The organism is Albidovulum litorale, assembly GCF_025751495.1.
Lineage (GTDB): Bacteria > Pseudomonadota > Alphaproteobacteria > Rhodobacterales > Rhodobacteraceae > Albidovulum > Albidovulum litorale.
Genome location: NZ_JAOWKZ010000004.1, coordinates 112,612 through 129,983, shown reverse-complemented (window position 1 = coordinate 129,983; position 17,372 = coordinate 112,612). Strand labels below are relative to the sequence as shown.

The following is a 17,372-nucleotide window of genomic DNA, read 5'->3' as shown; positions in this document are numbered from 1 at the left end:
CGAACGATAAGAAGGCAGAGACGGTGGGCACGAGCAGAAACAAGATCGCGGCAATCGCGGCGCTGACTACCATTCTTCCAATCGCGGCGCTCTCTCAGCAAGGGGGCGCTGCCGGTGGTTTTGAGGTGGATATCGGCGTCAATTCACGACTGACAGTAGACGATAACTTCCAGTTGCGCCCGGGTTCGGCCGGTACGTCGACAGTATTCGACAATACGCTGACATTCGGTATCAGTAGCGACACGGGAACACAGCAGTTCCGGCTTAACGGATCGGGCATATTCCGCTATGCCGACATACCCGGACGAACGATATCGGGATTTGAGGATCCCAATCTGCGCCTGAGATACCGGATCGAAAATTCTAACAGCCGGCTCACGGTGTCCGGCAACTACCGGAGCGTTGATCGCGAATTCCTGGATCCATTTGAGGTCGCGCAGGAAGAGGAAGCGTTCAACGCCATCAACAGCCTGATCAATCCCGGCGCGCCCGAACTTGATACCGACGGCGGGACAAGGACGACCCGGAACGCGGCGATCAGATACGAGACCGGCTTGAACGCGCCTTTGGGATTCAGCATAGGCTTGTCGCGTGCTGAGCAGGACTACTCGAATCTCGTCATTGCCAATCCGCGCCTTTTCGACACCAGGACGGACCGGATCAACGCGGCCGTAACAGCCAAGCTGTCTCCCGTCACAACCCTCGATTTCGATGTCGCCCTTTCGGAGTATGAAGCAGACGACACGGTTCAAACCGAACGCCGAACAGTCAGCTATTCAGTTGGTTTGTCTCAAGACATCAATCCCGTCCTTGTTCTTGACGCGCGCATCGGATGGACCGAAGTCGATACCGACACAACCGGCGGAAGCAGCACCCGCAGCGGCACAAACGGTTCTTTGAAACTGTCAAAAACTCTTCCGCGCGGATCGATCTTCGCCTCACTTGATTCCAAACTGAACCAGAACGGAACACGCACCTCATTGCGCTTCGGACGCGATCTTCAGCTTCCAAACGGGAGCCTGTCGGCCTCACTTGGCTTGACCCGAACACCGCAAGGCAACACCAATTATAATGCGGCGGTGTCATACGGCCACACTTTGAAATCGAGCAATATCACCGTTGCTCTCAACCGGGACGTATCAACCAACAACATTAACGAAGAGATCCTCGATACGCGTCTCACGGTCGGCTATGGCTACCAGATCGATGCGATCTCCAGCCTTAATTTTTCGATGAATTATGGTCGTACCGAAAGCGCCGATGCCCTAAGCGGCACCCCCACCCGAACCCGTGCGACATTGAGTGCAGCCTATTCGCGGGCATTGACGCAGGATTGGAACATGACTGGCGGTGTCACTTGGCGTCGCAAGACCGAAGACAACGTCGCAGATGCGACGTCCAATTCGGTGTTCCTGAGCCTCGACAGGAACTTCAGTTTCCGGCCGTGACTCAATAGGCACGGTTGCGGAGCGTCGTCGACGTTCTATTCACTATGGGACCGGCTGACGCCAAGTTGACCGGTTCAATTCCGAATCCAGTCGTGTTGCCGGAAAATTTCGCTTAGGTTGCAAGCTATTGTAGCCGAGACAGGACATGACACATTCAACCCGCCCGGACCGGCCATTTGAGACCGACAGTCTGAGTGTGAGCCCGATCGGATTCACGCTTTTCGTGCTGCTCCTCGCGGTATCGGTGCCGATCTTCTGGATCGGATTTGTTTCGCTTGCCGATGCCTGGTCGACCGCGGAATACAGTCACGGACCGCTCATTCCGCTAGTCTCCCTGTACCTTTTCTTGCGCGAATTGCGCCGGATGCCGAGGCCGACGATAAGCCCCGTGGTTCGGTGGCCGGGCGTTCTGGTGATCGCGCTCGGTCTTGCAGTCGCGACCCTCGGCAATCTGATGCGGGTGCCGGATATCGTCACCTATGCGATGATTATCTGGGTGGGCGGCGTGGTCCTGACCGTCTTTGGCTGGGATCGCGGCCGACGGCACCAGCTTCCGGTAATTCATCTCGTCTTCATGCTGCCGCTGCCGCAGATCCTCTACTGGAAACTCACGATTTTCCTGCAATGGGTGTCTTCGGCCATCGGCGTCTGGTTCGTGAGCCTGATGGGCGTCGCGGTCTATCTCGAAGGCAATGTGATCGACCTCGGCGTGTACAAGCTTCAGGTTGCCGAGGCCTGCTCGGGCTTACGTTACCTTTTCCCGATCCTCAGCTTTTCATATCTTTTTGCGATCCTCTACCGTGGTCCGCTCTGGCACAAACTCGTGCTGTTGCTCTCGGCGGCACCCTTAACGGTGCTGATGAATTCCTTCCGCATTGGCGTAATCGGGGTTCTTGTCGACCGTTACGGGATCGAGCAGGCAGAAGGTTTTCTGCATTTCTTCGAGGGCTGGGTCATCTTCATTCTCTGCATCGGAATCCTGTTCCTGATGGCCATCGGCTTGCAACGCTTGACACCCAATCCGATGCCGCTTGCAGATGCGATCGATCTCGACTTCCAGGGGTTCGGAGGAATATTCGCACGCATCTTCGCGATACGGTATTCAACGGGTCTTCTGCTCGGCATGCTCTTGACCGGTGCAGCTTCGCTGGCATGGCACACTTTGCCCGCACCGCCTGCCACCCCTGCAGCGCGCGACCCTTTGGTACTCTTCCCGCGCCAGATCGACGATTGGCAAAGTTATACGGTGGCGCTGGAACCAGAGATCGCCGGTGTGTTGGGAGCCGACGACTACCTGAACGCTTTCTATCAGCGGCCAGGCGACGACCTAGTCAGCATGTTTGTCGCCTATTACTCCAAGCAGACAGAAGGGCAGGGCATCCATTCGCCCGAGGTTTGCCTGCCAACCGGTGGTTGGGAAGTCTATTCCTTTGAGGAAGTGCCGGTGGATATGACCGAGGCCGGATATGGCCGCTTTACCGCCGTGCGGGCGGTCATCCAGAAGGGACTGGCCCGGCAGATCGTTTATTACTGGTTTGAAGGCCGGGGCAAACGGGTGTCTAATGATGTGCGGGCCAAGCTCAGCGTCCTGACCGATAGCCTCACCCTCGGCCGCACCGATGGCGCGCTCGTACGCTTCGTCACGCCGATTGGTGGGGATGAAACCGAAAGCCAGGCTGAGGAACGTCTACTCGGCTTCATGCGGGAAAGCCTGCCGACCCTGCCCCGCTTCGTGCCCTTCTGATAGCGCGGGACCCGGGCCTTGTCTAAGCCGGGATCAGTTACATGAGTCACAAGACCCAGCATTCAAGAGGTCCAGGCATTCGGATTCCTGCCGGCGTCTGGATGCTGACCGCGCTTATCGTCATCCCCGAACTGCTGTTGACCGGCGCGGACCTTGGCCTGTGGTGGAGCCCCTATTCGCGGTTGAACGCCTTTCAGTACGGGGGTTTTTGGGCAGGACTGCTGTACGACTGGCTGCCGAACTATCGCGGCCAAGCTGTTGTGATGTTCGTGACCTACGGATTTCTGCATGCGGGTTTCTTGCATCTGGCTATGAACCTGATGGCCTTGCTTTCGCTCGCTCCGGATCTCTATGCACGATACGGCGCGCGGCGGTTTCTTCTTCTCTATGCGCTATCGCAATTCGGCGGTGCGCTGGGTTTCGGCCTGCTCGGACCTGTGGATGTCCCCATGATCGGTGCGTCCGGGGCTCTTTTCGGTTTGGCCGGTGCCTATGTAGCAAACGGTTATATCCGTCGCAGACGTTCCGGATTATCGCTTCGGCCGATATTGCAGGTTCTGCTATTGCTACTGGTGATCAACTTCTTGCTCTGGTGGGCGCTCGACGGTCAACTCGCTTGGGAAACTCATCTCGGTGGTTTCGTCGTTGGCTGGGTCTATGCTGTGGCTGTATTCAGGCGGTGATGCATTGACCGCCCGACACAGCCGTTTACCTTTCAGGCAGTGCCGCGAGAAAGGACGAAAATGACGAGTGGAAAGATCGCCAAGCCAAAGACCACCCGTTTCCAGCGTTTCCTGCGCCTGATCCGCTCGGTTCTCGATCCACGGGCCTATGCGCATGGGCTGAAAGTTCTGAACTACTATAACTATTCCCACGTCGCGGAGTTGCGTCAGACGAAGCGTACCGGAACCCAACGCATCAGCCCGACGGCGAGTTTCGCCAATGGCCGCAACATCTCACTTGGGCACGGCGTGACTATCGGCGCCAATACAAGCATCTGGGCCGGCCCCGGCACGGGCCGCATCGTGATCGAAGCGGATGTCCTGATCGCGCCGTCCGTCATGATCACAGCCGCGACCTATCGCTATAACGACGGCAGCCCGGTTACCGAACAGGCAATGGATGAGGCCGACATCACGATCGGCCGCGACGTCTGGCTAGGCTATGGTGCAGTCGTTCTGGCAGGCGTGACTATCGGCGAATACGCGATCGTAGGCGCGGGTGCAGTGGTGCGTAGGGATGTTCCGGCCTTTGCCATCGTGGCAGGCAATCCGGCGAAAGTCGTCGGACAGCGGCGGATTCCCGAAGCCGGCACGGGCCACTAGCCGTGTGTTACGGCGAGCTTACCGCTCGCGGCGAAGCAGGGTACGTATCAGATAGCCGCGCAGATTGGACATCAGTGCCAGCGAGGTAAGCCCGCAGGCAACGACCAGCCACATCGACCCGTGCTGCAGATGTGGGCCGAGATGAGGCTCTGGCGGATAGTTCCAGTCGCTCACAAGTGCAGCAATGCAGGTCAGGGCGGCCACAACAGAAGGGACGATCAGCGGTGACAAGGTCAGTTCCGTTCGCTTGACGACCAGATAGACTGAAACGAGGTATCCCAAAACCTCGGCTGCCATGGCGATGTAAATCACCATCATGACCTCTCCGGTCTGGATGAGCGCGACCCAGGACACCGGCAACGAGATCACGCGGAACAGGTTTGAAACTGCCGAGTTGCCGGACATCTTCTTGGCAAGCGCCACAGTCGAACTGCCCGATTTCATCACGCGGATCGCCTGAACGACCGCAATCGGGACAAGGATATTCAGTATCGGCAGGTACTTGTCCCCGAGTAGCAGATGGACCAGCGGCCCGCCTAAAAGTACAACACCCAAAATCAGAAGAAGGCCGATGGCAAGCCCTGCCTCGATCGAGGCAACACCGAGCCAGCGGAATGATCCCGGTTTGTCGAGCGCCCCGGAAAGCTGCGGCAGAAACAGCGACTGGCATGCCCCCGCCAGCACCAGCGTCGGTGTCAGGGTAAGGGTCATGGCCATGGAAAAGATTGCAAGCTGGCCCATCCCGAGTTCCCGGCCAACAATCAGTCTTTCTCCGTTGAAGACGCCGAAAAGAAGGATACCGTTCAGAAGCAGCGGCCAGCCGAACTTTGTCGCGCTGCGCATGATCGCGATGTCGAATTGAAGCCGGTAGCGCCGTTCGGCAGTCAGGTGGGACAATGCAACCAAGGCGACCGCCTGAACCAGGAGTGCCACAAGCATGATCCTGTAGTCATCGAAGATCAGCGCCAGCGGCCAGAGCGCGAGCACCGAAACCAACGGCGGAACGGCCTGCGCAATGACAGATGGTCCAAACTTCAGATGCCGCTTCAGGCGGTGCATATCGTAATGCTGAAGCCCGCTGATCAGCGGAATCAATGCGATGACTTGATAGGCCCAGGCGACGTGTTCGATATCCAGAAATCGCGCATAGGGCACGGCGATCAGGAACAGGACCGTGCTGGAAAATATCCCGCGCAGAAGCTGAAATCCCTGCAATGCATTCTGCATGTGTTCATCGTCGCCATCCTTGTCGACAACGATCATCTGGTTCAGACCGAGATAAGACAGCATCTCGACCAGCGACATTGAAATCGCGAATGTTGCGGCGATACCGTAGTCTTCGGGGCTGATCAGGCGCGCGACGATCAGATTGCGCAAAAGAAGAAGCGCCGACCCGAAGGCATTGCCCGAAACGAGCATGAGGGCTTTCTTCAACATCTCAAACGTACTTGTCCCAATAAGCGCCTATAAGCATCGTTGTCAGCGCTATTCCGCTAAACCGCAAGTATTCTCATCGCACCAGACCGCTTTGATCCACAAAGGGCGGCCAAAACCGCTTATTCGTCTTCGATCTTGCCACGCAGCGCCTTCACCTGACCACGCGCTGTCTTCGCAGCAAGCCGCCGCCTCTGGCTTCCCAATGTCGGCTTAGTCGCGATCCGTCTTTTAGGTGCAACCAGAGCCTCGCGCACCAGTTCGACCAGTCGCTCACGCGCGATTTCACGGTTGCGGGCCTGGCTGCGCGTCTCCTCCGCGCGGATCACGATCGCGCCGTCCAGTGTCCAACGCCGCCCGGCGAGACGTTTCAGCCGTTTCTTCACCGCGTCGGTCAGATTGGGGCTGCGCTCTGCCTCAAATCTCAGCTCAACAGCGGTCTCGACTTTGTTCACGTTCTGCCCGCCGGGCCCGGAAGAGCGCGAGAAGCTCTCGGTCAGTTCCCAGTCAGCCAGAACGATATCGTCAATGATGCGTAGCATGGTTCCGGTCATAAGCCGGAGGACCGCGGCTGTCCATTTCTGCATGGCCCCAGCGGATCATTCGGGGCCGGATCGCGGCCCCGAACGGCTGTTGTCACGCTACGTCGAACACCAGCGGTTTGACCTGGCTGAACTTGCCGGTGGCCTCTAGCGCGCGCAGCACCTCCACCTTCGGTGCTTCGTCGAGATAGAGAAGCGCGATCGCGTCGCCACCCTGCCCTGCACGACCAAGGGTAAAGTTCGCGATATTCACCCCGGCATCGCCGAGCGTATGGCCCAGCGTGCCGATGATGCCCGGCACATCCTCGTTCGTCGTATAGAGCATATGCGCCCCGATCTCGGCGTCGATATTGATGCCCTTGATCTGGATGAAACGCGGCTTGCCGTCGCTGAAAACGGTGCCCGCGATGGAGCGTTCGCGCTTGCCCGTCACCACGGTCAGCTTCATGTAGCCGTCAAAGACACCGCCCTTTTCCTGATGCGTGGTCGAGATCTGAATGCCGCGTTCCCGCGCCACGACTGGGGCCGAGACCATGTTCACGTCCGGGTTCGTGGCTTTCATGATGCCCGCGATGGCGCCGCAATTCAGCGCCTCCAGGTTCATCTTCGCGACCGTTCCGTCATAGAGGATATTGATCGCCTTGACCGGCTCGTCCGTCATCTGGCCCGCGAAGGCGCCCAGATGCTGGGCCAGCTTCAGCCACGGGCCCATCACGGCTGCTTCCTCGGCGGTGACCGAGGGCATGTTGAGCGCGTTCTGCACCGCCCCGGTCAACAGGTAGTCCGACATCTGCTCGGCCACCTGAAGGGCCACGTTTTCCTGAGCCTCGGTCGTGGCGGCACCGAGATGCGGGGTGACGACGACATTCGGCAGGTGGAAAAGCGGCGAGGCGGTTGCCGGTTCCGTCTCAAACACGTCAAAGGCCGCGCCCGCAACATGGCCCGATTTCAGCGCCTCGGCCAGAGCCGCCTCATCGACCAGACCGCCACGCGCGCAGTTGATGATGCGCACGCCCCTCTTCGCCTTGGCGATGTTGTCGGCCGACAGGATGTTGCGGGTCTTGTCGGTCAGGGGCACGTGGAGCGTGATGAAATCGGCCCGCGCCAGCAGTTCGTCCAGTTCGACTTTGGTCACACCCATCGCCTTGGCCCGCTCCTCGCTCAGGAACGGGTCATAGGCGATGACCTTCATGTGCAGGCCAAGCGCCCGGTCGCAGACGATGCCGCCGATATTGCCCGCGCCGATCACGCCGAGCGTCTTGTTGAACAGTTCCACCCCCATGAAGCGGTTCTTTTCCCATTTGCCGTCATGGGTGGAGGTGCTTGCCTCCGGCAGTTGCCGCGCGACCGCGAACATCATCGCGATGGCATGTTCGGCGGTGGTGACGGAATTTCCGAACGGCGTGTTCATCACGATCACGCCCTTCTTCGACGCGGCCGGGATATCGACATTGTCGACCCCGATCCCGGCGCGGCCGATGACTTTCAGATTGTCGGCGGCGGCGAGGATTTTTTCGGTGACTTTGGTCGCCGAGCGGATGGCGAGGCCGTCATATTGGCCGATCACCTCCAGCAGGCGATCCTTATCCTTGCCGAGGCCCGGCTCAAAATCTACCTCGACCCCCCGATCGCGGAAGATCTGCACGGCGGTTTCGCTGAGCTTGTCGGAAACGAGTACTTTGGGTGCCATTTTTGCTATCCTGTCATGCCCGCACAGGCGGGTATCGGTGTAAGGCCCCCGCTTGTGCGGGGGTGACAATTCAGGGGTCAGGCCGCGACGGATTGCGCGGCGATCTCGGTCTCAAACGCCCATTCGATCCAGGGCATCAGCGCCTGAACGTCCGAGGTCTCGACCGTAGAGCCGCACCAGATGCGCAGGCCCGGAGGTGCATCGCGATAGGCGCCGGCATCGAGGGCGACACCCTCTTTTTCCAAGCGTTTGGCGACCGCCTTGGCGAATGCCGCACCATCCACGATGCGCGGATCGGTGAATTTCAGGCAGACCGAAGTGGTCGAGGCGGTCGCCGGATCGACGGCCAGATCGGCAATCCAGCCCTTGCCCGCGATGAAATCCCGCACCGCTTTCGCATTGGCATCGGCACGTGCGATCAGCCCCTTGCGGCCGCCGATCGACTGCGCCCATTTCAGCGCGACAAGGTAATCCTCCACACACAGCATCGACGGCGTATTGATCGTCTCGCCCTTGAAAATGCCCTCGATCAGCTTGCCGCCCTTGGTCATGCGGAAGATTTTCGGCAGGGGCCATGCCGGGGCGTAGCTCTCCAGCCGCTCGACCGCGCGGGGGGAAAGGATCAGCACGCCATGCGCGCCTTCGCCGCCCAGAACCTTCTGCCAGCTGAATGTCACCACATCGAGTTTCTCGAACGGCAGATCCATCGCAAAGGCGGCCGAGGTCGCGTCGCAGATGGTCAGGCCCTGACGATCCGCCGGGATCGCGTCGCCATTCGGCAGCCGCACTCCGCTGGTCGTGCCATTCCAGGTGAAGACAACATCCTTGTCGAAATCGACGGTTCCGAAATCCACGATCTCTCCATAGGGGGCTTTCTTCACGACCGCATCGAGCTTGAGCTGCTTGACCACATCCGTGACCCAGCCTTCACCGAAGCTTTCCCAGGCCAGCATCTCGACTGGACGGGCGCCGAGAAGCGACCAGAGCGCCATCTCGACAGCGCCGGTATCCGAGGCGGGCACGATGCCAATGCGGTAATCCGCGGGCACGTCAAGCACTGCACGGGTAAGGTCGATGGCCTCCGCCAGCTTGGCCTTGCCAATGGCGGCGCGGTGCGACCGGCCCAAAGGCGCATCGGCAAGCATATCGAGGGTGAAGCCGGGGATCTTCGTGCAGGGGCCCGAAGAGAAGCGCGGATTGACCGGCCGCGCGGCCGGGATAGTCAGATCGCTCATGGTATCCTTCCAGATAAGCGCCCCTCGTTGGGGAGGGGTGTCCCGCCGCCAGCGATAGAGCGGGCCGAGGGCTGGCACAAGCGGGAAAAGTGGTCTAGTGCGGCGCTTGAGTGACTAAAACCGACGCCAGCCGTCCACTATCGGAAACTTGCCATGTTCATCGCCACACTTCTGGCCAACCCCGCACGGGCCGACCTTGACCGGACGGCGGTCGAATCTCTTCGTGATGCCTGGGGCGGGGGCGAGGCGCTTTGGCTTAACCCCGGGGTGGCCGCGGAGTTTTCCATGACCGGGGTTCCCGTGAACCGCTGGGACGTCTGGCAGGGGCTGCAGGGGATCGGCGTCGATCTGGTGGTGCAGCGGGCCGAAGGGCGGCGGAAGGTGATGCTGCTGGCCGATATGGATTCGACCATGATCGGGCAGGAATGCATCGACGAACTGGCCAATATGGCCGGCGTCGGTGCCCGGGTCGCCGATATCACGGCGCGAGCGATGAATGGCGAATTGGATTTCGAAGGTGCCCTGCTGGAACGTGTCGGCCTTTTGAAAGGGCTTCCGGAAGAGGTCATCGGGCAGGTTCTGGCGGAGCGGATCACCTATACGCCGGGCGGGCGCGAGTTGATCGCAACGATGAAGGCCAATGGTGGTTACGCGGCTTTGGTCTCGGGCGGGTTCACGGCGTTTACTTCTGCCGTTGCAGCCCATCTCGGCTTTGACGAAGACCGTGCCAATACGCTTCTGACCGAGGATGGCCGCCTGACCGGGGATGTCGGTCGCCCCATTGTCGGCCGTGAGGCCAAGGTTGCCGCGCTGAAGGATATCTCCGAACGGCTGGGCATCAGCCATGACGCGGTGATGGCGGTTGGGGACGGTGCCAATGATCTGGGCATGCTCTCGCTTGCCGGGGCCGGGGTCGCGTTGCACGCCAAGCCATCCGTCGCGGCGCAATGTGACATCCGCATCAATCACGGCGACCTGACCGCCCTGCTCTATATTCAGGGTTACGCGGTCGGGGATTTCGTCTGATTTGGCTGAGTGTCCAGAAGCAGGTCTGTTCTTAGGGGGATGTTGTGCATGACCGCCAGTCTCAGCTCGTAAATCCGGGCGCGAGCCTCATCTCGGCGGCGGCAATCCCGCGACGGTTGAGAACAGGCCCGGTCAGATAGCGTTCGACAACCGGATGGTTGCGGTCGAGCGCGCCGACCCGGATCAGCAGCGCCGTGATCACCGCCTCGGACGCGCGGTCAGCACCATCCATGATCTTGACCGCGATGCCGCGCTTCAGGTCGGGCAGGATTGCGGTGAACACCGCCTCGGCCCCGGTCTTTACCGCGACACGTCCCCCCATCGCCCGCATCAGATTGGTGCAGGCGCGTCCCTCGCCGGCGACAAGTTCGGGATAGGCCATCATCGCGCCGACGAGCCGCGTGGCAGCCCGGTCCCGCAGGCCATCCCGGCCATGTGCCGTGGCAAAGAACGCCATCGCGCGCGCGAGCCCGTGCATCGTCGTCGCGAAGTTTGGTGCCGAACAGCCATCGATGCCGAAGCCGGGAGACGGCAGGTCTGTGACCTCCTCGAATACCGCACGCACTGCGCGCTGCACTGGATGATCCGGGTCGATATATTCGGGACCGCCGTTCAGATGCTTGTTCAGCGTCAGAAAGCCCGTGTGTTTCCCAGAGCAATTGTTATGCAACTGGCACGGCTTGGTGTCGGAACAGATCAGCCCCTTGCGCGCATCGCGGTCATCGGGCATCTGCGGCCCGCAGCGAAGGTCGGCTTCGCCCAGCCCAAGATCGGCCAGCCAACGCACGACCGGACCGGTATGAATCGCTGCGCCGTTATGGCTGGCACAGGCAAGCGCGAGTTGGGCGTCACTCAAGCCATATGCCGCTGCCGCGCCGCTTTCGATCAACGGCAGAGCCTGGACCATCTTGCAGGAAGACCGCGGGAAGATGACGGCTTCAGGGTCTCCCCACGCCTCGACGATCCCGCCTTTGTCATCGCAGATCACTGCATGACCGGCATGCATGCTCTCCAGAATACCGCCGCGCCAAAGCTCGACCATCGGAACCGCAGCCATCTTCCTCACCCTTGCGCGATTTTATGCCACCGGGGCTTTCCCAGCCCTTTGTATTTGGGCTAAGACGTCCATATCGAGTTGACGGATGCCCTGCCATTGGAAAACGCCGCGAAGGCAGAACGGCGGACCCCGTGAGAGGCACCAGCAGGAGGCTGCGGAGATGAATTCACCGATGCTGCGCGCCACGGGCGCGGTTCTTTTGACACTGGCACTGGCACCAGCTGTGCAGGCGCAGGTTTCGACCAACAGGGTCGCGGCGGAAACCGCATGGAGCGTCTTTGTCGACGAGAACCCGAAGGAATGCTGGGCGGTTTCGGCACCGACCGAGACGGTCAACACCAAGGACGGTAACCCGGTTTCGGTGCGCCGCGGCGATATCCTGCTCTTCGTGACCTATCGTCCCGGCAATCCGGTCGAACTTTCCTTCACCGGCGGGTATCCCTTCGCCGAAGGCTCGACTGTTTCGGTCGATATCGGCGGCACGAAGTTCGAACTCTCGACCTTTACCGACAGCCCGGAATGGGCGTGGTCCGGCTCGCCAGACGAAGACGCCAAGATCGTCGCGGCGCTGAAGGCTGGCGCATCGGCAGTCCTGACAGCCCGTTCGTCGCGCGGCACGCAGACAAAGGACACGTTCTCCCTCATCGGCGTCAGTTCGGCGCTTGATCAGGCCGAGAAACGCTGCGCGGGCTGAGCGCGTCAGGGTCCTTTCAGCCGCGAGATCTTATCGGTCCGTCTAATCTATGACCGCGTATTCGAATACGCGGCTCAGTTTGGCGGGTCCGAGATCGAGCGGTGCCACGGTAACGTCCTGTCCGTAGCCGAGATCGCGGGTTAACTGGGCCATTCCGCCCACCGGCGCAATCAGAATGGCCTCTCCAGTCGGGATGTCATCATCCGAAACCATATAAACTGGCCGGTCCGGCGCGATCATAGCGAGATTGCCAAGCACCCAGGTTTGCGCGCAGATGATCGGCAGGTTTTCGGGCAATTGGGTATAGGCCATTCTGAAGTCAGCGTCCCGATAGCTTGTCACCATTGTCAGGGCTGCCATCACTACCAGCCAGAGCGCGCCGAAACTGACGGTCAGGTACTGCCGACCGCGCGCCGAGAGAAGCGGCCAGAGGGCAACAACAAACAGCGGAACCGCCGGCCACAGAAGCGGCATGATCCAGCGGCCCCGGATGTTCGTGACGCCACCCACGACGACCAGCAGCAGCACTATGATAAAGGCGCTGACAACCACACGGCAGAGAAATCGGGCTTGGTCGGAACTCTCAGGACGGAGATGTTTGCGCTTCAGAATGACGGCGGGCGCCAGCCAAAGGATCGCCAATGCGAAGAACCCGACGAGCATGCTGACCAGATCGGCGATCCCCTGCAAGCGCGCTGCGAAAAACCCAAAATCGGTCAGGCCGAGCTTCTGCACGCTCCCCGTGGCACGCTCCGGATGGCCAATCACCCAGTAAACGTAGGGAAGCACCATCAGAACTGCGATCGCGGCGGACAGCAAAAGGCGCGGCCAGTTCATCGCCGCCCGCATCCGGCGATCGGTGACCACCGCCAGAGCGATCGCGACCCACAGAAGATGGTAGTTGTGCTTCGACAACATACCGAAGCCGAGAGTCAAACCGAGCAGAACGCAACTCCCCCAACGCCCGTCCTCCATCGCTCGCCGCACGGCGAGCAGGGTCAAAGCGGACATAAGAAGCACTAGCGCCGAATGCGTCAGGGCGCGCTGCGCCTCCCACGAAATTTCGGGCAACAGCCCGAGCGAAAGGGCCGCCGCCCCGGCGATGGCGGGGGGAACGAACGGGCGAAACACCGCGAAAACCGCCACTGAGGTCGCAGCCAGAATGAGGTTTTTCAGCACCGTCAGACCGATGACCGACTGGCCGAATAACTCAAAGGCGATCCATTGAAGCCAGAAATAAAGAGGAGGCTGCGCGCCATAACCAAGTGCAAGGTCCCGCGAAAACCAGAACGCCTCGGCTTCGTCCAGTTCCAGCGCCGGACCGAGAACCGAGATGCGCAGAATTGCCTGAACCGCGAAATAGGCGCAGAAAATTCCGAACCACAGGCCGGTGGTAATTGTCCCATCGCGCTGCATACGCTGATTGTCCTCGACTGCCTCTGCACCATGCTATCAGGACTGACCCACCACGACACGCAACAAAGAACGAAACCGTCCCTATTGTGGGATATCAATCGGAACGCACCCGGCTTACCGTTCGGTTGGTGATCGTAGGGATATAAAACAAGAGGTAACGATGGACAGCGAAGAATACGAAAAACGCGCCGCCATCATATCGAGCTGCCTGGAAATGAACCGCACCGGGATCAATCAGGGCACATCCGGCAATATCTCGGTCCGACATGGCGACGGCCTTCTGATCACGCCCACGAGCATGCCCTATGACAGGCTTGAACCTGAGGATATCGTCTTTCTCGCCCCGGACGGCACGCCGCAGGGCCGTAACCGCCCGTCAAGCGAGTGGCGCTTTCATCGCGATATTCTGGCCAGCCGCACCGATTTGAATGCCGTGGTCCACGCCCATCCGACCTATTGCACGACGCTCGCCATCCTTGGGAAAAAGATCCCTCCACTGCACTACATGGTCGCAGTATGCGGCGGTTCGGACATCCGCTGCGCGCCTTACGCTCTCTTCGGTTCGGCGGAACTTTCGGCCCATGCCCTGACCGCGCTTGAGGATCGCACGGCCTGCCTTTTGAAGCATCACGGTGTGATCGTTGTCGGCTCGTCGCTGGCCACAGCCATGTGGCGCATGGTCGAGGTCGAGACGCTGGCGCGGCAATACCACGCCTGCCTTGCAACCGGTACCGAGCCGCCGCTGCTCAGTGACAACCAGATCGAAGAAGTTCTTGCCAAGTTCAATGGCTACGGGTTGGGGCAACAGCACGACGCCTGACGCGGCCACGCTCAGCGATAGTCGCGGGCTCCGAATATTGCCGATCCGACGCGCACATGCGTGGCCCCCGCCGCAACGGCCGCCGCGAAATCGGCGCTCATCCCCATGGACAGGCCGGCAAGACCGTTCCGTTCGGCTATGTCGGCCAGCATCGCGAAATGCGGCGTGCTGTCGGCGTCTTCCGGTGGAATGCACATCAGACCCGAGAGCGGCAGGCCAAGGCCACGGCAATCGGCGATGAACCCGTCCACATCACCGGGCAAGACGCCGGCCTTCTGCGGCTCGGACCCGGTATTGACCTGAATGAAAAGCTCAGGACAGGTGCCGCGGGCGTCCGCAAGACGTGCGAGTTTCTGGGCCAGCGACGGTCTGTCCAGCGTGTGGATCGCGTCGAACAGTTCGACGGCGGCTTTTGCCTTGTTGGTCTGCAAGGGCCCGATCATGTGAACCGACACTCCGGCGAACCGCTCCTTCAATTCCGGCCACTTGCCCGCCGCTTCCTGCACATAGTTCTCGCCAAAGACCCGGTGCCCCTCCGCCAGCACCGCCTCGACCCGCTCAAGCGGCTGCACCTTGGACACGGCAATCAGCGTCACGGAGCCTTCCGCCCGACCCGCCGCACGTTCGGCAGCGTTCAGCCGCCCGACGATATCAGCCAGGGACATGCCCGCCTTCCTTCAACGCATCGAGCATCGGCTTGAGGTCCTTTTCATAGCGCTGCCAGAGCGCCACGGACGCCTTTGAGATCGGCTGACGCGCCTGATAGACCGACAAGGTTTCAATCTTGCGCTTGTTTTCATGGAAATTGAGACAGGCATCCTCCCATTCGAGCCCGCAAGCCGCGATCAGCTTGCGCGTCTCTTCCTCAGGATTGGCGACAAGCTCCTCATACTGAACCTCATAGAACCAATCCGGCACCCTTTCGCGCCAGAAATCGATCATATCCACGAATGTATCGTAGTAGAGACCAAGGTCACGCTGGTCGTATGCGTAAAGATGCGTATCGTCCGGGAATTTGTTCTTGTAGATCGACAGAAGATTGTCGCGCGGGTCCCGGCGCACAACGACGAACCGCGCCTTCGGCATTGCAAGCTTAAGCGCACCAAGGCTCATATAGCTCTGGATCGACTTATCTGTGATCTGCTGCGCTTCCGGGAAGCGCGAGTGGATAAACGCCTCATAATCATGTCCAAGTTTTGCGATTTCCTCGTGGGGCACGTCCGACATCTGCCGATTTCTGCCATGCACGATGACCATGGCATGTGCATTGCCAGCGGCTTCTCCGACCTCGCCGGCGCCCGTCACGTTCGAGTGACTGGAGATGATTTGCTCGATGAGTGTCGTTCCAGATCGCGGCATGCCAGTAACGAAGATTGGCGCAAAGTCGGTCGTTCCCTCAACCTTCGCTCCATACCAGTCGAAGTCACCGAATGCCTTCTGCACGAGTTCAACATCCTTGCGACGACGGGAAACGTCGTACGGGAAGGCTTTGCGCATTAGCGCGTTTGCTTCGTCCAGATACCGGAAAACTTCAGGATAATCTTTGATGTCCTCCAATGACTTGGCAATCGCGAAACCTAGATTCATCCTGTCTGAATCGCCCAGCGCCGGATCTTCGTATTTCTTGCGCATCATTCCGATAAAAGGATCGCCCGCTTTCGCCTTGTACGATGCGGAAAAGAGCCGATAGTTTTCGCCATTGTTGGGATCGATTTCAAAGCCCTTTTCAAACAGATCCTTTGCATCGTCGAATCTGCCGAGCGTCTGCAGTAACTGTGCTTTTCCGCTAACCGCCAAGGGAGCGTCCGGATTGAGGTCAAGGGCTCGATCGAACAGGCCAAGAGCATCTTCATCCTTGCCCAGCCTGGCTTTCGATTGCGCGAGAAGGGCAACCATGTCAGCCGACACTGGTCCGGAATGGAGGTCGACTGCCTTTTGAAGAGCCTGTTCGGCAGCTTCGTATTTACGCAGACGACTCAGCGCGTTACCCAAAGCGCGATAGATATCTGCCGAGTTGCTGTCGATCTCGATTGCCCTCTCCAAAAGGGGCAAAGCGGCTGCGGCGTGGCCCAGTTTGGTTTGCAGACTGGCCAATCCCCCAAGCGCGGACAAAAGCCCGGGTGCAAGAATAACGGCCCTGCGGAAATACTCGCCTGCCTCGTCATCACGTCCGGCTTCCATACATAAGCGTCCGTAGTACTCGTAAGCTTCGGCATAATTCGGATCCAAGCGAACCGCCGCCTTGAATGCCGCCCCCGCTTGCTGGGTCTTTCCGAGTATCATGCTGGCTGCACCGAGAATATTGAACGCCACGGCCGATTTCGGAAACTTTTTTACTGCCAAGGCCGCTGCGCGTTCTACGTCCGCGAATCGTCCCAAGCTCATCTGGCCTAACAGTCTGTGGATATCGTCGATAGGCATGCCACCGGTCGCGGGACGCGAGGCTGCACGCAGCGATCCGAAACGATCTTGCAGGCGCAGTTTTGCTTCGGGTGGAATGCGGGATTGTTTCAGATCGCGGAGGAACTCCGCTTCCTGGGCGCGCGTTCCGCCCAAGGCGATACCTTCGGCCAAAGCTTCCCAGACCGCCCGCTCATTTGGACGCAGTTCCACCGCTTTCCGAAGATGCGGCAAAGCTCTTATCGCCGCGTCGGTCTGGCACAGTATCCGACCAATCTGATAGTGCGCTTCGGCGATATCGGGATTGCTCTTCAGGATACGCCCATATGTCTGCAAGGCGGCCTTGAAATCTTTTTCAGTTTGCAGCTTCAGTGCCTTGGCGTATGTTGCCTGGATTTTGCTCGCGCTCAACACGGCCATCATTGGCTTTCCGATTGTCTATTGAATTGCGCCCGACCATAGACGTGGCATCCGCCGAAGTCGAGTTGGAGCGGCGCATCAAAAAAGAAAAGAGCGGACAATATGCCCGCTCTTTCCATAG

Annotated in this window: 15 protein-coding genes; 7 read left to right on the top strand and 8 right to left on the bottom strand. The window is 59.8% G+C overall.

The annotated features are described in order from the left end of the window. The first annotated feature begins 23 nt into the window (after nt 1–23). From OEZ71_RS15860 to OEZ71_RS15845, 4 genes are all read left to right on the top strand, one after another. Nucleotides 24–1,448 carry a hypothetical protein gene (locus OEZ71_RS15860; protein ID WP_263741002.1) on the top strand — a complete coding sequence of 475 codons (1,425 nt, stop codon included), beginning with the start codon at nt 24–26 and terminating at the stop codon, nt 1,446–1,448. A 145-nt stretch (nt 1,449–1,593) separates the two neighbouring features. After that, nucleotides 1,594–3,192: a VPLPA-CTERM-specific exosortase XrtD gene (gene xrtD, locus OEZ71_RS15855; RefSeq protein WP_263741001.1), complete on the top strand. Its 1,599-nt coding sequence runs from the start codon at nt 1,594–1,596 to the stop codon at nt 3,190–3,192. Between the two features lie 41 nt (nt 3,193–3,233). Beyond that, the gene (locus OEZ71_RS15850) at nt 3,234–3,875 is read left to right on the top strand and encodes a rhomboid family intramembrane serine protease (RefSeq protein ID WP_263741000.1); all 642 of its coding nucleotides are present in this window, start codon (nt 3,234–3,236) and stop codon (nt 3,873–3,875) included. 60 nt (nt 3,876–3,935) lie between these two features. Further along, a complete protein-coding gene (locus OEZ71_RS15845) occupies nt 3,936–4,517 on the top strand; it encodes an acyltransferase (protein ID WP_263740999.1) in 582 nt (193 codons plus the stop codon). 18 nt (nt 4,518–4,535) lie between these two features. Here the strand turns inward: OEZ71_RS15845 and OEZ71_RS15840 are convergent, their stop codons facing one another. The 4 genes from OEZ71_RS15840 to OEZ71_RS15825 form a co-directional block, all read right to left on the bottom strand. Next, nucleotides 4,536–5,954, bottom strand: a complete 1,419-nt coding sequence (locus tag OEZ71_RS15840; protein WP_263740998.1) for an oligosaccharide flippase family protein — start codon at nt 5,952–5,954, stop codon at nt 4,536–4,538. A 119-nt stretch (nt 5,955–6,073) separates the two neighbouring features. Further along, nucleotides 6,074–6,493 (bottom strand): alternative ribosome rescue aminoacyl-tRNA hydrolase ArfB, encoded by a 420-nt coding sequence (arfB, locus tag OEZ71_RS15835; protein ID WP_263740997.1) that lies wholly within the window; start codon nt 6,491–6,493, stop codon nt 6,074–6,076. A gap of 94 nt (nt 6,494–6,587) precedes the next feature. Further along, complete coding sequence (gene serA, locus OEZ71_RS15830; RefSeq protein ID WP_263740996.1) at nt 6,588–8,183, bottom strand: phosphoglycerate dehydrogenase; 1,596 nt, start codon at nt 8,181–8,183, stop codon at nt 6,588–6,590. Nucleotides 8,184–8,260: 77 nt separating this feature from the next. Then, complete coding sequence (locus OEZ71_RS15825; protein WP_263740995.1) at nt 8,261–9,418, bottom strand: phosphoserine transaminase; 1,158 nt, start codon at nt 9,416–9,418, stop codon at nt 8,261–8,263. 153 nt (nt 9,419–9,571) lie between these two features. On the opposite strand from OEZ71_RS15825, the gene serB reads away from it, so the two are divergent. Next, nucleotides 9,572–10,444: a phosphoserine phosphatase SerB gene (serB, locus tag OEZ71_RS15820; protein WP_263740994.1), complete on the top strand. Its 873-nt coding sequence runs from the start codon at nt 9,572–9,574 to the stop codon at nt 10,442–10,444. A 61-nt stretch (nt 10,445–10,505) separates the two neighbouring features. Here serB and OEZ71_RS15815 read toward each other — a convergent pair whose 3' ends face one another. Then, nucleotides 10,506–11,501 carry an asparaginase gene (locus tag OEZ71_RS15815; RefSeq protein WP_263740993.1) on the bottom strand — a complete coding sequence of 332 codons (996 nt, stop codon included), beginning with the start codon at nt 11,499–11,501 and terminating at the stop codon, nt 10,506–10,508. A 160-nt stretch (nt 11,502–11,661) separates the two neighbouring features. On the opposite strand from OEZ71_RS15815, the gene OEZ71_RS15810 reads away from it, so the two are divergent. Further along, nucleotides 11,662–12,195: an invasion associated locus B family protein gene (locus OEZ71_RS15810; protein WP_412175641.1), complete on the top strand. Its 534-nt coding sequence runs from the start codon at nt 11,662–11,664 to the stop codon at nt 12,193–12,195. Nucleotides 12,196–12,237: 42 nt separating this feature from the next. On the opposite strand, the gene OEZ71_RS15805 is transcribed toward OEZ71_RS15810, so the two are convergent. Beyond that, nucleotides 12,238–13,611 carry an ArnT family glycosyltransferase gene (locus OEZ71_RS15805; protein WP_263740992.1) on the bottom strand — a complete coding sequence of 458 codons (1,374 nt, stop codon included), beginning with the start codon at nt 13,609–13,611 and terminating at the stop codon, nt 12,238–12,240. 160 nt (nt 13,612–13,771) lie between these two features. Here OEZ71_RS15805 and OEZ71_RS15800 point away from each other — a divergent pair, with 160 nt between their 5' ends. Beyond that, on the top strand, nt 13,772–14,431 hold the full coding sequence (locus OEZ71_RS15800) for a class II aldolase/adducin family protein (protein WP_263740991.1): 660 nt from the start codon (nt 13,772–13,774) through the stop codon (nt 14,429–14,431). 11 nt (nt 14,432–14,442) lie between these two features. Here OEZ71_RS15800 and OEZ71_RS15795 read toward each other — a convergent pair whose 3' ends face one another. Together OEZ71_RS15795 and OEZ71_RS15790 are read right to left on the bottom strand one after the other, a co-directional pair. Beyond that, the gene (locus OEZ71_RS15795; protein ID WP_263740990.1) at nt 14,443–15,096 is read right to left on the bottom strand and encodes a YggS family pyridoxal phosphate-dependent enzyme; all 654 of its coding nucleotides are present in this window, start codon (nt 15,094–15,096) and stop codon (nt 14,443–14,445) included. Next, nucleotides 15,083–17,254, bottom strand: a complete 2,172-nt coding sequence (locus tag OEZ71_RS15790) for a tetratricopeptide repeat-containing sulfotransferase family protein (RefSeq protein WP_263740989.1) — start codon at nt 17,252–17,254, stop codon at nt 15,083–15,085. Before OEZ71_RS15790 ends, OEZ71_RS15795 begins: the two co-directional genes overlap by 14 nt. Between the last annotated feature and the right edge of the window lie 118 nt (nt 17,255–17,372).